Annotated in this window: 15 protein-coding genes, 1 tRNA gene and 1 pseudogene; 4 read left to right on the forward strand and 13 right to left on the reverse strand. The window is 69.5% G+C overall.

Features of this window, described 5'->3' with window-relative positions:
- Positions 1–79 precede the first annotated feature (79 nt).
- The 3 genes from ABNG04_RS06485 to ABNG04_RS06495 form a co-directional block, all read right to left on the reverse strand.
- Complete coding sequence (locus ABNG04_RS06485) at positions 80–1009, reverse strand: branched-chain amino acid transaminase (RefSeq protein ID WP_371161082.1); 930 nt, start codon at positions 1007–1009, stop codon at positions 80–82.
- A gap of 106 nt (positions 1010–1115) precedes the next feature.
- A complete protein-coding gene (gene ribB / locus ABNG04_RS06490; RefSeq protein ID WP_371161084.1) occupies positions 1116–1823 on the reverse strand; it encodes a 3,4-dihydroxy-2-butanone-4-phosphate synthase in 708 nt (235 codons plus the stop codon).
- A complete protein-coding gene (locus tag ABNG04_RS06495) occupies positions 1823–2611 on the reverse strand; it encodes a DUF120 domain-containing protein (protein WP_371161086.1) in 789 nt (262 codons plus the stop codon). Before ABNG04_RS06495 ends, ribB begins: the two co-directional genes overlap by 1 nt.
- Positions 2612–2870: 259 nt before the next feature.
- Here ABNG04_RS06495 and ABNG04_RS06500 point away from each other — a divergent pair.
- Positions 2871–2942 (forward strand) — tRNA-Ala (locus ABNG04_RS06500).
- Between the two features lie 201 nt (positions 2943–3143).
- Here the strand turns inward: ABNG04_RS06500 and ABNG04_RS06505 are convergent.
- The 8 genes and pseudogenes from ABNG04_RS06505 to ABNG04_RS06540 all read right to left on the reverse strand — a co-directional run bounded on the left by ABNG04_RS06505 (position 3144) and on the right by ABNG04_RS06540 (position 9727).
- Entirely contained in the window at positions 3144–3569 is a 426-nt protein-coding gene (locus ABNG04_RS06505; protein WP_371161087.1) for a type IV pilin domain-containing protein, read from the reverse strand.
- Positions 3570–4099: 530 nt separating this feature from the next.
- Positions 4100–4426, reverse strand: a pseudogene (locus ABNG04_RS06510) (MmgE/PrpD family protein); the annotation flags it as partial.
- 57 nt (positions 4427–4483) lie between these two features.
- Positions 4484–5104 carry a hypothetical protein gene (locus tag ABNG04_RS06515; protein WP_371161089.1) on the reverse strand — a complete coding sequence of 207 codons (621 nt, stop codon included), beginning with the start codon at positions 5102–5104 and terminating at the stop codon, positions 4484–4486.
- Positions 5105–5196: 92 nt separating this feature from the next.
- A complete protein-coding gene (locus ABNG04_RS06520; RefSeq protein ID WP_371161091.1) occupies positions 5197–6498 on the reverse strand; it encodes an RNB domain-containing ribonuclease in 1302 nt (433 codons plus the stop codon).
- A 99-nt stretch (positions 6499–6597) separates the two neighbouring features.
- A complete protein-coding gene (locus ABNG04_RS06525; RefSeq protein WP_371161093.1) occupies positions 6598–7464 on the reverse strand; it encodes a hypothetical protein in 867 nt (288 codons plus the stop codon).
- Between the two features lie 36 nt (positions 7465–7500).
- On the reverse strand, positions 7501–7890 hold the full coding sequence (locus tag ABNG04_RS06530) for a DUF7562 family protein (RefSeq protein WP_371161095.1): 390 nt from the start codon (positions 7888–7890) through the stop codon (positions 7501–7503).
- A gap of 123 nt (positions 7891–8013) precedes the next feature.
- The gene (locus ABNG04_RS06535; protein WP_371161096.1) at positions 8014–8316 is read right to left on the reverse strand and encodes a DUF5789 family protein; all 303 of its coding nucleotides are present in this window, start codon (positions 8314–8316) and stop codon (positions 8014–8016) included.
- 250 nt (positions 8317–8566) lie between these two features.
- Positions 8567–9727, reverse strand: a complete 1161-nt coding sequence (locus tag ABNG04_RS06540; protein ID WP_371161098.1) for an aminopeptidase P family protein — start codon at positions 9725–9727, stop codon at positions 8567–8569.
- A gap of 93 nt (positions 9728–9820) precedes the next feature.
- On the opposite strand from ABNG04_RS06540, the gene ABNG04_RS06545 reads away from it, so the two are divergent.
- Positions 9821–9997, forward strand: a complete 177-nt coding sequence (locus ABNG04_RS06545) for a hypothetical protein (RefSeq protein ID WP_371161100.1) — start codon at positions 9821–9823, stop codon at positions 9995–9997.
- 90 nt (positions 9998–10087) lie between these two features.
- Positions 10088–10318: a DUF7543 family protein gene (locus ABNG04_RS06550; protein WP_371161102.1), complete on the forward strand. Its 231-nt coding sequence runs from the start codon at positions 10088–10090 to the stop codon at positions 10316–10318.
- A 35-nt stretch (positions 10319–10353) separates the two neighbouring features.
- On the opposite strand, the gene ABNG04_RS06555 is transcribed toward ABNG04_RS06550, so the two are convergent.
- Positions 10354–10707, reverse strand: a complete 354-nt coding sequence (locus tag ABNG04_RS06555) for a VOC family protein (RefSeq protein ID WP_371161104.1) — start codon at positions 10705–10707, stop codon at positions 10354–10356.
- Positions 10708–10733: 26 nt separating this feature from the next.
- A complete protein-coding gene (locus ABNG04_RS06560; protein WP_371161106.1) occupies positions 10734–12122 on the reverse strand; it encodes a TiaS agmantine-binding domain-containing protein in 1389 nt (462 codons plus the stop codon).
- Positions 12123–12319: 197 nt separating this feature from the next.
- Between ABNG04_RS06560 and ABNG04_RS06565 the strand changes: the two genes are divergently transcribed.
- A complete protein-coding gene (locus ABNG04_RS06565) occupies positions 12320–13291 on the forward strand; it encodes a transcriptional regulator (RefSeq protein WP_297884517.1) in 972 nt (323 codons plus the stop codon).
- Positions 13292–13307: the final 16 nt, after the last annotated feature.

A 13307-nucleotide genomic window follows, 5' to 3' on the forward strand; every position in this document is an offset into this window, starting at 1 on the left:
TTGGAACTAACACCGACGGCACTGCCCGGAAGGAGATATGGCTGCCCGGATTCGGGCGGTCGCGGTCAGGCTGCCGCGCTCAGAGGTAGGTGAACCACTCGTCGTGGTCGTCCGTCTGCCGCTCGACCAGATCGAAGAACGCGCTCTGGAGCTCCTCGGTCACCGGGCCGCGGGTACCCGACCCGATCTTGGTGTCGTCGACCGAACGGATTGGCGTGACCTCGGCGGCGGAGCCGGTGAAGAACAGCTCGTCGGCGGTGTACAGCTGCCCGCGGGAGATGACGGCCTCGTCGTGGACCTCGTAGCCGCGCTCCTCGGCGAGCGTGATCACGGTGTCGCGGGTGATCCCCTCGAGGATCGACTGCGCGGGGCCGGTGGTGTAGATCTCGCCGTCGTTCACCATGAAGATGTTCTCGCCGGGACCCTCCGCGACGTTGCCCTCCTTGTTGAGGACGATGGCCTCGACGTAGCCGTTCCGCCGCGCCTCCTCGCCCGCCAACATGGAGTTGACGTAGAGGCCGGTGGTCTTCACGTTCGTCGGCACCTGCGAGGAGGCGTGCTTCCGCCACGAGGAGACCATCACGTCGACGCCGTTCTCAAGCGCCTCCTCGCCGAGGTATGCGCCCCACGGCCACGCGGCGAGCACGAGGTCGGTCGGGCAGCCCTCCGGCGAGACGCCGAGCGAGTCGTAGCCGTAGTAGGCGATCGGCCGGATGTAACAGGACTCGAGGTCCTGCCGGTCGAGGAGTTCGAGCGTCGCCTCGGTGATCTCCTCGCGGGAGTGCCCGATGTCCATGTCGTACATCTTCGCGGAGTCGAACAGCCGGTCGAGGTGCTCCTCCCACCGGAACACCGCCGGGCCTCGATCCGTGTCATAACAGCGGACGCCCTCGAACACGCCGCTCCCGTAGTGGAGCGCGTGGGTCAGAACGTGGGTCGTCGCGTCCTCCCAGTCGAGGAACTCCCCGTTCTTCCAGATCGTGTCGACGTCCATCTCGTCGAATCCCATACTCACTCGTTGCGGGCGGCGGGCTTAAAACTGTGACAACCGGTCGGGGGCTGCCGCGAGGCGGCGCGCTCGTCCGCGTCCGCGTGTCGACGGCGAGCGGGGATCGCTACGTCAGCGCCTCGACGAGCGCCGTGCCCTCCACGTACGGGATGTCGCGCCGGGCCGCGTACGCGGCGGCGTCCGCGGGCGCGAGCGCATCGCCCGTCTCATCATCGAGCATCTCGCAGCCGACGACCGCCGGCGGCCGCTCCGCCGCCCCGGCCAGCGCCAGCCCGAGCTCCGTGTGGCCCTCCCGCTCTGCCAGCAGCCCGGGAGCGCCACGCAGCAGGTGGACGTGACCCGGCGCGCGGAACTCGCCGGCGAAGTCGAACGACTCCGGGTCGCTCGCGGCGTCGGCCAGCGCCCGGACCGTGAGCGCGCGGTCCTCGTCGGTGATGCCGGTGTACGTCTCCCGGTGGTTCACCGTCAGCGAGAACGACGGCCGGACGTCATAGCCGAGGCCGTCGAACCGGCCAGCAGGGTGGTCGATCAGGTCGTGGAGAAACGGGAGGTCGAACGCCTCGGCGACAGCGTCCGACAGCGCCACGAACACCAGCCCTCCGCCGTCGTTGCGCAGCCGCGCGAGGTCGGCGGGGGTCACCGCACCCGCGGGGTAGAGGATGTCCGTCTCGCCTTCGCGGTCGTCGGCGTCGTGAACCAACACCGGTTCGCCCTGGTGGAAGGCGTTGATCGCGCGCTCGACGGCTTCGGTCGAGTCAGCGGACGCCCCGGCCTCGCCGGCGACTCTCCCGTCAGCGTCGGCATCGACCCGCATCAGGCCACCTCCGTCTCGCCGACGCCGTTCCCGTCTGCCTCGTCCTCGCGGGCCTCGCCGTCCGGGCCGTCCGCCCGGCTCGTCGGCTCGACGCGGACTTCCACCTGGTCGTCGTCGTCGAGGGCGAGCGCGTCGCGCAGCCGGTCCGGCGCGATCAGTTCGAGCTGGTCGTCGTCGTGGTGGGTCCGGTCGGGGACGATGGCGTGGACCTCGTCGTAGCGCTCGTCGCCCGCCACGAGGGTGACCCCGTAGCAGGTCGCCGCGCCGTACGTGCGGTCGTCGCCCTCCCACGCGTCGATGGGGACGGCGTCGATGCCGGCCATCTCGCCGCGCCGGCGGACGCTCTCCTCGGTGAGGTCGACATTGAGCGTCCCCGGGAACGGGTCGTAGCCGAGCCGCTCGCGGAACTGCTCGGCGTAGCCCGGCAGCGTGATGTAGTGGCGGCCCTCGCCCATCCCGCCGGTGACCGCGCCGCGAAGCGACAGTTCGATGTCCGACTCGAACAGGCGGCGGTAGTCGGCGTACTCCGCCCGGAGCGCGGCCTCGCCCGCCTCCGTCACCCGGACCCACTGGCCGTCGCTGACCACGTCGCGCTCGACGTAGCCGGCGGACTCGAGGGTCTGAAGGCGGCGGGAGGCGGTCTGTGTGGAGGCGTCAAGGCGGTCGCCGAGCGCCGCGCAAGACACCTTCGTCTCCGAGAGGCCGCCGACGAGCCCGACGTGTTTGAGGGCCGCGATCGCGGCCGGATCCACGTCGGCCTCCGCGTCGGTCGCCGTCGCATCTGACATACAAGACGATCGGTCGTCCGCAGGCAAAAGGGTAACGAATGTGTGATGCTTCTCAGAAACGTTATTTGGCAGGCAGCAGCGGAAAGAGATTGACTGATCGTATAGTAATCTTGCGACGTACGTAACCCCGTCGGTGTCGGTCGACTTCGCGGTTTCTTCGACCGCTCGCCGAACTCGTTCGGCGCCCGGATGTGAGCCACTCTCGCACCGGTCGCCGAAAGGTAAGGTACAAATACGAACAGGAATTGTATTCTCATGAGGGCTCGTAGATCAGTGGCAGATCGCTTCCTTCGCAAGGAAGAGGCCCGGGGTTCAAATCCCCGCGAGTCCATTCCTTCATTCCTTTTAGCCGCCTCTTTGTGGGGTCCCATTTACGCTTATCAATGCCACGCCTACATATCCGGTTAGTGAAATAATTTCATGAATGTATGGATCAAGTGAACATTGAAAATCTACAGTAGTCGGTGATACACGCATTCTGACTACGATACAGGATAAAATAAAAAAACCGATGGAGATAGTTATATTCAGCCTATGAGAGGTCCCCCGTCCCCTCGAAGATCACGTTCCCACTCGGATCGTGGATAAGCTGAATCGTCGCATCCTCATTGGTCGGGAAGGTGCCAGTATTTTCACTGTAGGTCACCGTTACCCCGGTTTGCCAATCACCCGAAATGCTCGTGTTTGCTTCATCGTATCTTGCTCCGTCAATGGACAGGACGAGATTACCAACTGGAATCGGTTGACCACCAGTCTTGGTAATATTAACAGATGTACTGTTTGAACTGTCGATGTCGAAGCTGGCTTGCGGTGCGGTGTCATTCAACTGATCGCCGAGTCCGAGAACGAACGTCCCAATAACGGCCGCCAGGATGACAGTAATCGCGACCATGAGGATGACGCCGATGACGGGACTCACTGCCCTGTCGTCCGCGTTGGATTGGTTGCTTGGTTTCATAGTTTGAACCCAGCGGCCACCGCCGAACGAAGTCGCACGCATCCGGATGTCGCCGTTGACGCCGGAGGGAACGCCGACCTGTTCGGATCGGTTGCTGGTTGCGTGTACAGAAGCCTATTTCCCTTATGTACCTAATGGCGTAGCTATCAACGAAGAAAATTGGGCAGATACAGTCACATTCGTTGACACAAAGTCGTTGCGCATGGAGCCCGCGATGACGTCCCTCTCTCGGACCTCTAGCGACAGCGAGCTCGGGATCGAGTAGCCCGGCTCTGCCGGAAACCCCGTGCGTCGGTCCTCCCGTTGGAAGCGATTAAATACTCTCGGCTAATTCGTCGACGTATGAGCGTCTCCGAGGTACTCGAGGGAACCAACCTCACGCACCGTCAGATGGGGATCATCATGGTCGCGCGGATCCTGCTGGTCTCGATCGTCGCCGTCGGGATGCTGCTGTACACCTCCTCGATATAGGTCGCGACGGCGGCGCCCACCGCGAGCGCGGTCGATCCGGCTGTCGGGGCCGCGAGCGCGGCCGCGATCACGGGCGCGCCGGGGTGGAGCGATGAGGCGAGGTGTGTGTCGTCGAAGTCGAGGCTGTGCGCGAGCGCGCCGTTCGCGAGTGCGGCGTCGGCCGGCGTGAGCCGCTCGCCGCTCGGCAGGAGCGTCGCGGTCGCGTCGGCGTTGGGGTCCGGGGTCGGCCCCGCGATCCGCCGGACGCCGTCGAGGACCGCCGGGGTGGAGTCGGCGTGGGTCGCGCCGCCGATCGCGACCGCGAACCAGTCGAGGAGGTGCGCCGGGAGGTCCGGCCGGTCGCCGTCGACCGACAGACAGTGCTCGACGATGCGGTCAGTCACCATGCCGGCGGGTCGTCGCCGCAGACAATCAAGCTTCGCGCCGCGGCAGGCGCGCGCCGATCACTCCGCGTGCTCGTCGTGGTCGCCCTCGTCTCCATCGGACTCGCGGTGGCTGTCTTCGTCTCCGTCGGACTCGTGGTGGCTGTCCTCGTCTCCGTCGGACTCGTGGTGGCCGTCTTCGTCTCCGTCGGACTCGTGGTGGCTGTCTTCGTCTCCGTCGGACTCGTGGTGGCTGTCTTCGTCTCCGTCGGAACCGTCGTGACCGTCTTCCTCGTGATCGGCTACTGTTTCGTCGTGGTCCGCCTCAGCCTCTCCGTTGTCCGGAACTTCATCGTCCTCCCCTTCGGAGTGGACGTCGATCGTCACGGGCCCGCTGTCGGTCTCGGTCGCGTCTGCGTCGGATGCCGTCGTCTCGTGTCCGGCGTCGCCGTCGTCGTCACCGAAGTCCTCGTCCGCCATCGACTCCATCTCGCTCAGCGCGTAGCCGACAGCGTAACCCGTCGACCCGCCCAGCAGCGCGCCGATGCCGGCCCCGACGGGGCCGCCCCGAGCGCCGAGGACCGCCCCGGTGAAGCCGCCGACTGTCGCCGCGCGTTCCGCGTCGCGCTCGGAGTCGCCGGTCGGTTCGAGCGGGTCCGCCTCGTGCCGGTCCGCGTCGCTGCCGCGTTCGTGACCGTTCATACCGAACGTTGCGGCCGCGCAGGTGTATATCTCCCGCCGTCCTGCGCGCTCGCGAGCCGGGCGTTCGGGCGGAATAGAAGGGTCCGCGGGGACTACGCCGTGTGCTTCGCTTCCTCTGGGTTCTCGACGACCTCGACGCCGCGGTTGTTGACCGCGTACGAGTCGAGCCCCTGCTCTTGGAGGAACTGCTTGTAGAGCCGCTCGGCGGTCTCGCCATCTTTCTGCTTGTCGCTGGCGTGGTCACAGAGTTCGAGGAGGGTCTCGGGCACGTCGTTCTCGTGGACGATCCAGTGGTTGATCGTGTCCGACAGCCGGCGGATGGGCGAGGTGAAGTGGCCGTAGATGTCGAAGTTGAGCGCGTGGTGACCGCCGAACGGGTCGTTCATGTACTTCGCGCGGGGCATCACCTTCAGCACGGCGCGCTGGATCTTGTTGAGCTGGCGCTCGGGCGACTCTTCGAGGGCGGCGTTGACCGCCTTCCGCGGGTCGTCGCCCCACGCGTCGCCTGGGATGGAGACGCCGTCGAGCTCCTGGATCTCTTTTAACGCCTCGTTCCACTGGTCGGGGGTCGGCTGCGGGTGGACGCGGTACATCGCCTCGACGCCACGGTCCCACATCAGCGTGTGCGTCACCGCCTTGTTCGCCTTCAGCATCGACTCCTCGATGATGGTGTGTGCGCGGTCGCGCCGGGGGTTGAGGACGAGCGAGCCGTCCGCCTTGCGCTGCTCGTGCATCCGGTCCGCGAGCTCGAAGGCGAGCTCGTTTTCCGCGCCGAGGGGGAGCGAGGGGTCGTCGAGGCGGTTCTCGCACTCCGAGTAGGTGAGCCGCTCGTCGGAGTTGATCACCGATTTGTAGATGTCGATGTCCTCGAAGGATAGCGTCTCGTCGTCGATCTCCATCTCGACGGTGTGCGCGAGCCGGTCCTCGTTCGGGACGAGCGAGCAGACCGTCTCGGCCAGCACCGGCGGGAGCATGTGGATCGTGTAGTCGGGCAGGTAGACGGTGTTTGCGCGCTCGACGGCCTCCTCCCACATCGCGGTGTCCGGGGTGACGTAGTGGGTGACGTCGGCGATGTGGACCCACAGCCGGTAGGCGTCCTCCTCGCGCTTGATGGAAATGGCGTCGTCGAAGTCCTGCGCGTCGACGGGGTCGGTGGTCCACGTGGTGAGGTCGCGGAGGTCCTCGCGGTCGTCGATCTCGGCTTCGATCTCCTCGTAGACGCCCTCGGTCCGCGCCTCCGCCTCGCGGAGGACCTCGCTCGGGAACTCGTCGCGGATCTCGAACTCCTCGAACAGCTCCTCGCGCTTCTCCGCGAGTCGGTCCGCGAGCTCCGGCGTGATCGTCACGGGGCCCTGGTCCTCGGCGGACCCGGGCTTCGGCTCGTCGTCTGACATACCTCCACCAACGCGGGTCCGTTAGAAAGGCCTGTCGGGCGGGGTGATACGAGCGCGCGGCGGGCCACCGAGTGCGCCGTCCCACCCGCGCGGGCGAGCTCAGACGAACGCCGCGATCGCTGGCGACAGCGCCAGTGCGGCGACGACGAGCGCGACCGCACCGAGGACGAGCGGGACGACCGCCCCCCCGACCAGCCTGAGCGCGGTCCGTCGCACGCTCGCGTCCGAGACGACGAACGGCGAGCCGCCCGCAATCCGCGATTTCACCTCGCCGACGGGCGCGCCGGGGAACGCCTCGCTGTCGCCGACGACCGTCACCTCGTCGCCCGGACGAAGCGCCCGCTGGACGTACCGCCGCCGCGGGTCGTCGCCGATCGTGAGCGGGCCGACCTCGTACCCCGTCTCCGTGTCGTCGACCGCGTCGACCGCGTCGATGAACCCTCGGACGCGCTCCGGCGGCTCCTCGCCGGCGTCGAGCTTGATCTTCTCGTCGACGTCGAGCGAGAACGACGCCGCGGCCGGGTCGACCCGGACGCCGGTCCCACCGTCGTCGACCTGGAAGGGGACGCCGGCCTCGCCGCCGTCGATCGCGACCCACGACTGCCCTTTCCCCTGACTGCGAAGCTCAGAAACGTCGTACTCGACGCAGAGGCACGGGTCGCCGCCGAACGGCGCGGGGAGCGTCTCGTCGTCGACTTGGGCGGCGCGTCCGCTGACCCGTATCCGGCGTTCCGCGCCGTCGAGCCTAGCGGGACCGGTCGCGGTCGCTCGGAGGACCCCGACCGCGTTCCGAGCGCCGGCCGCGCCGTGCGCGAGGAAGGCGAGGCCCACGACCAGCGCGCCCACACCGACGGCGGTGGGGACGGGGTCGACAGTGGTGAGCAGTGAAACCGGACCGACGGTATCGGCGGGGCCGCCGGTACCGACGAGACCGAGCGTCGCTACCGCTGCGTGGAGGGCGGGCATGCGTACGACCGCGGTACCGAGCCGCGAGGTGTAGAACTATCGGTCGCGGTCGGAGCGGTCGCGGCCGGAACGGTCGCGATCGGAACGCCGCCTGTCCGACTGGCCGTGGTCCGAGCGCGCTCCCGATCTGTCCTCGTCGGTGCGGTCGCCGTCGCCGTCCGTCACCGCGTCGACGTAGCGGCCGAGGAACTCCTCGTCCGAGAGCCCGTCCGCCTCGATGTCGCGAAGTAGCGACTCGAGCCCGTCGCGAGGCTGGTGGCAGAGCTCGTCGTCGCAGTCGGCACAGAGGTGCTCGAACTCCTTGTCGCGCCGGCTCCACCGGTCGCCCTCCTTGTCGTACTCGCGCGCGTCCTCCCGCAACACCGAGTCTCCGCACGCGATACAGACCACCGTCCGCCGGTCTCGACCCCCGCGGGAGCCCCACATGGGAGCCCTGTCGGCCCCGGTCCACTTAGCGTTTGGTGCGCGGACGCCGTCCGTCGGACGCGGTCCCACGGCTCGCCGCGACGGGTAGAGGCTGTTCGGAAAGAGAATCGTCGCGTTCGACGCCTACTCGGTCGCGACCGGACCGCGACCGACGACCGCCTCGACGGCCTGGACGAAGTCGCCCCGGCTCTCGAACAGCGGCACCTCGCTCTCCGCGAGCACGTCGTCGAGCGTGCGCGGCCCTTCGGGCGTCCGGAGCTCGGCGTCGCCCTCCTGCTCGCGGACGTCGCTTCGCGTCGCGGGCCAGGTGAGCCGGGACGCGACGCGGGCGACCGGCTCGCCGGCCACGTCCGGCCCGTCGCCGAGTTCGACGGCCGGCTCCGCTTCCGCCTCCTCGTCTCCGTCGTCCGCATCGTTATCGCTCATGCCCCGCGGTTCCGCTCGGGCGACACTAATGGTTTCGATGCCGCTCGGCCCCTCGTGCGGCCCCCGCCGGAGCGCTCCATCCGACTGGGAGAATATACCCGAAATAATACGGTAATACTGTTATATTATGTAACGGTGATTTAGGATTGGGGGTAGGCACACGACTCCCGCGTTCGCGTATCGACGCTCGACACGCAGATCCCCGTGTTTCTCGCTCCGTCAGGGACCCGGCCGCCCCCCTCGACGGCCGTCAGTCCCACCCGCGGTCGGTGCGGTTCAGCCGCTCGCAGCCGTCCTCGGTGACGACCACGAGGTCCTCGATCCGACAGCCGAACCGCCCGTCGAGGTAGATCCCCGGCTCGACCGAGCAGACCATCCCCGGCTCCAGCGGGCGGTCGTTGCCGGCGACGAGGTACGGCTCCTCGTGGACGTCCAAGCCAACGCCGTGGCCGGTCCGGTGGACGAACGCGTCGCCGTACCCCACCGCTTCGATCACCTCGCGCGCGGCGCGGTCGACGGCGGACGCCGGGACGCCGGGCTCGACGGCTTCGACCCCGGCCGCCTGCGCCTCGCGCACGACTTCGTGGACTTCGGCGTACGCCTCGGCCGGTTCGCCGTCGAAGACGAGGGTCCGCGTCTGGTCTGAGGGGTAGCCGTCGACGCGCGTCCCGAAGTCCAGGACGACCGGCTCGCCGGCCCGTATCTCTCGGTCGCCGTGGCCGTGGTGGGGCTTCGCGCCGTTCTCGCCCGCCGCGACCACCGTCTCGAAGCTGACGCCACGGCCCCCGCGCTCGGCCAGTCGCTCCGCGACCCACTCGGCGAGCGCGGACTCGGTCATCCCGACCGCGTCCGCGCCCAGTTCGCGGAGGTCGCCGACGACCGCGTCCGCGACTGCGGCGGCCTCGCGCAACGCCGCCAGTTCGGCCTCGTCCTTCCGGACCCGGAGGTCGGCGAGCGCCTCGCTCGCGAGCCCCCACGCCGCGTCGGGGGCCGCCGCGCGGAGGTCCTGTGAGAACTGGGCCCACATGGTGTCGTCGACGAGGAGCCGCCCGGCGTCGAGCCCCTTGTCGGCGAGCAGCTCGCGCGTCGCCGCGACCGGGTCCTCGCCGTCGGCCCACGTCCGGACCGCCCCGACAGCCGTCGCCTCGCGGACCTGCGTCTCGTACAGCGCCGGCACGAGCAGCGCGGGCTCCGGGTCGGCGGCGCTCGCCGCCGGCACGACGAGGAAGAAGTGCCGCTCGCCCGGCTCCTCGGCGAAGCCGGTGAGGTACTGGAGGTTGCGGCTCGGGAACGCGACCAGCCCGGCCGCGTCGACCTCGCCTAGCCGCCGCGCGGTCCGCTCGCGTCGTTGCTCGTGCGGTCGGGTCGACCTCTCCGTTCCCGCCCCGCTCGCGTATGCGTCGTCGGTCACGCGCCGGAGTTCGGACTCGGTATATAAGTAGGGTGGCGTTGACGAGGTAGAAAGCAGCGCATAACTATATGTCGTAGATAGGTATGTTATAGCATGTCAACTGAGAACGCTGCGACGTTCGACTGTCCCGAGTGTGACGTGAGCGCCCCCTCGACGTCGGTCCCGTACGACTCACTCGGGTACGTCGTCTGTCCGGTGTGCGGATACGCGGCCACCCCGGACGCCGGGGAGCAGCCGAGCGCGGGCCGGTCGCCGAGCGCGAGCGACTGACCCGCGGGGACGAGCGACGCCGACCGGCGGAGCCCCGCGCGACCGCCTCGGAACCGCATCGCTTTAGCCGCGGAGCGCGTCCGCCCGGGTATGAGTTGGTCGCTGGAGCGCGACGACGGCACTGTCACCGAGTGGGAGCGATCGGACGGGTACGCGACCGTCAGGCTCCGCGAGCGGTCGGCCGGCGGCGTCGTCGCCCGCCTCGACGTGATGGAGCAGGCGGTCGACGAGTCGACCTACGAGCGGCAGCGGCTCGACGACCCGGAGGCCGCCGAGGAGCGGGCGGCGGCGTGGCGCGACGCCCACGACCTCGACGACTGAGCGCAGTCTGTCGCCCCCGACCCTCTCCGACCGCCTCACTCGATGTCGACCGCGTCGTCGAGGAACACCTGGCACTCGACGGTCCGGCCCTCGGGGTCCTCGGCGAAGCACTGGTAGATGTTGTACGTCTCGTTCTCTCGCGGCGGCGTCACGACCGCGTCGCCGAGTCGCTCGCTCGCGGCGTCGACCGCGTCTCGGTCCGGGTAGACGAACGTGAGGATGCCGCAGTCGTCGGCCTCGTCGCGCTCGCAGAACCCGAACAGGAAGCCGTCGAACTCCAGGATCGTACAGTCGGGCTGTTCGAGCCGCACCGTCGCGTCCAGTCGCTCGCGGTAGAACTCGACGACTGCGTCGCGCCGCTCCGTCGCGTGGAAGACGATCCCAGTCACGTCGGTCCGCTCTCGCGGCGAGCACTTTATCGCTCCGGGTGGGTCGGCGCGTCGAATCCGCCGCGGACGAGGGGCTTCGCGACGTGTCGGCGCGCGCTCGGCGGGACCTCGTACCAGCCGGCCTCGAGGTCGCGCTCCACCGGCTTCGCGACCTTCCCCGGCGCGCTCGTCCCGCAGTCGCGACACCGGTACCCCTGACCGCGCCCGGCCGACGACATCGAGCGGCCGCAGTCCGGGCAGGTCGGCACCGCGGGCGCGGTCCGGACCAGGTCGCGGACGGCGAACTTCTCCAGTTTCAGGGTGCTCCCCGGTCCGTCCGCGTCGTCGCGGAGCTCGTGCTCGCCGCAGAGCGTCACCCGGTCGCCGGGCCGGAGGGCCCGGACGCGATCGCGGAACCGGCCTGTCGGGGCGAACGCGACGGCGCGGAGGCGGTCGGCGTCCTTTCCCCCGTCGCCACCCGCTCCGGGAGCGTCGCCCGCGACGTCGACGTGGACGTGGCCCCCCCGCTTCGTCTCCGGGGCGCTCGCCACCGTCCCGGCGACTCGGTAGCCCGCGCCGTCGCGGAGATCGCCGATCCGCCCGGGCGCGAGGTGGGCGTCGGTGCCCTGATTCGTGAGGAACGTCGCGGCCCGCTCGACCGCCTCGCCGTCGATGGCGGCCGCCACCGCCCGGCACTCGGCCGCGTCGTCGCCGCGGATCCCGTAGAGGATCGGGCCGGGCGCGTTGGGCACGCAGACGGCTTTCCCCGTCTCGCGGTCGACCGTGTCCCAGACCGTCGGGTACCCCTCGTCGGCCGCGGCGAAGACGCTCTCGCGGTCGACCTCGCGGTGCGTCCCGCAGCGGTTGAGCTCCCGGTAGGCGATGCGCTCGACCGTCCAGTCGTCGAACGCGGCCGGCGCGCCGACCGCGGCGAGCGCGCCGATCCGGCCCCGGCCCGCGACCGCGTTCGCCTCGTCGGCGCCGCCCGCCGACCCGACCGCGACGTGTCGGAGTCCATGTTCGTCGGCCAGCTCGGTCGCTTCCGCCACCGAAAGGCGCTCGCGGAGCGCGCGTCGCCCGAACGCAGCCACCGGATCCGGGATTGGGGCTCCGGTCGGGTCGAAGGGATCGCCGGCGACGTCCACGTCCGCGACGACGACGCCCGGCGAGGTCCGCGGGTCCGCGGCCGCGGCGAACTCCGCGACCGTCTCGGCGGCGACCGACGCGGCCGCCTCCGCGTCCACGTCCGAGACGTGGAGCGCGACCGCGGCGTTCCCGCGCGTCTTGTGCTTCACGGCCGGGTTCAGGCGGACGAGCAGCCGGCGTCGGACCCGTCCCCCGGCGTCCGCGAGGCGCTCCGCGATCCGCGTCGCCACATAGGTCGTACACATCCCGCGCTCGCGGGAGTCGGTGTCGTCGACGGCGACGATCGGCATGACGCGGCGTTCGCGGCGGCGAGACAAGCCCCTTTCGAGGCCGGTCGAGACCGCTCCCGGCCGGCTGAGCCGATTTCGGCGCCGGTCGAGTATATAACCGTTTCCCGTCGCGAGCGGGAGAAATCGCCCGCGGGCGGTGGGTTCGTCGGCGAGCGGGCGACACAACGCATATATACGGCGAGACGCTTGTTTCGGCTATGTCCCGGACTGCGCTCATCGGGAACGTCACCGCGATGCTGGAGGACGCAGGGTTCCTCGTCAGCGACCGGTGTGCGGTCCGGCCCAAGAGCTTCGACGTGGCGGCCCGCCGCGACGAGGACCTCCTCCTCCTGAAGATCCTCGGCAACGTCGACGCCCTCGACGCGGAGACCGGCGCGGAGATGCGCCGGCTCGGCGAGTACCTCAGGGGGACGCCGATGGTGATCGGGATCCGGACCCGCGACGAGGAGCTGAAGCCCGGCGTCGTCTACTTCCGACACGGCGTGCCGGTGATCAACCCGGACACCGCCTACGACCTCTTCGTCGAGGGGATGCCGCCGCTCATCTATGCCGCCCCCGGCGGGCTGTACGTCAGCCTCGACGGCGACCTCCTCGCCGACGAGCGCGAGGAGCGCGGCTGGTCGCTCGGTCGCCTCGCGAACGAGCTTGGCGTCTCCCGCCGCACCGTCTCGAAGTACGAGGACGGCATGAACGCCTCCATCGAGGTGGCGATCCAGCTGGAGGAGCTGTTCGACCAGCCGTTCTCCAGCCCGGTCGACGTGCTCGAGGGCGCGGACGACGTCCGCGACTCGGAGCCGACCCCGTCGGCCCCCGCGGCCGACCCCGACGACGAACACGTCCTCCACGTGCTCACGAGCGCGGGGTTCACCGTCCACCCGACCGCCCGCGCCCCGTTCAAGGCCGTCTCCGAGGACGAGGACAGCCCCGCGACGCGCGTGCTCACCGGCCACTCGGCGTTCACCGCCGCGGCCGAGAAGCGCGCCCGGATCATGTCGTCTATCGGCGAAGTGGCCCGGACCCGTTCGGTGTACTTCACCGAGGAGGACGAGAAGCGCGAGTCCGTCGACGGGACCGCGCTGGTCTCCTGCGAGGAGCTCGCGGCGGTCACCGACCCTGAGGAGATCCGCGAGCTGATCCGCGACCGCGCCCGCGCCCCCTCCGAGGCCTGACGGACCGCCGCGCTCC

It is taken from the genome of Halorubrum miltondacostae (assembly GCF_041379815.1).
GTDB classification, from domain to species: domain Archaea; phylum Halobacteriota; class Halobacteria; order Halobacteriales; family Haloferacaceae; genus Halorubrum; species Halorubrum miltondacostae.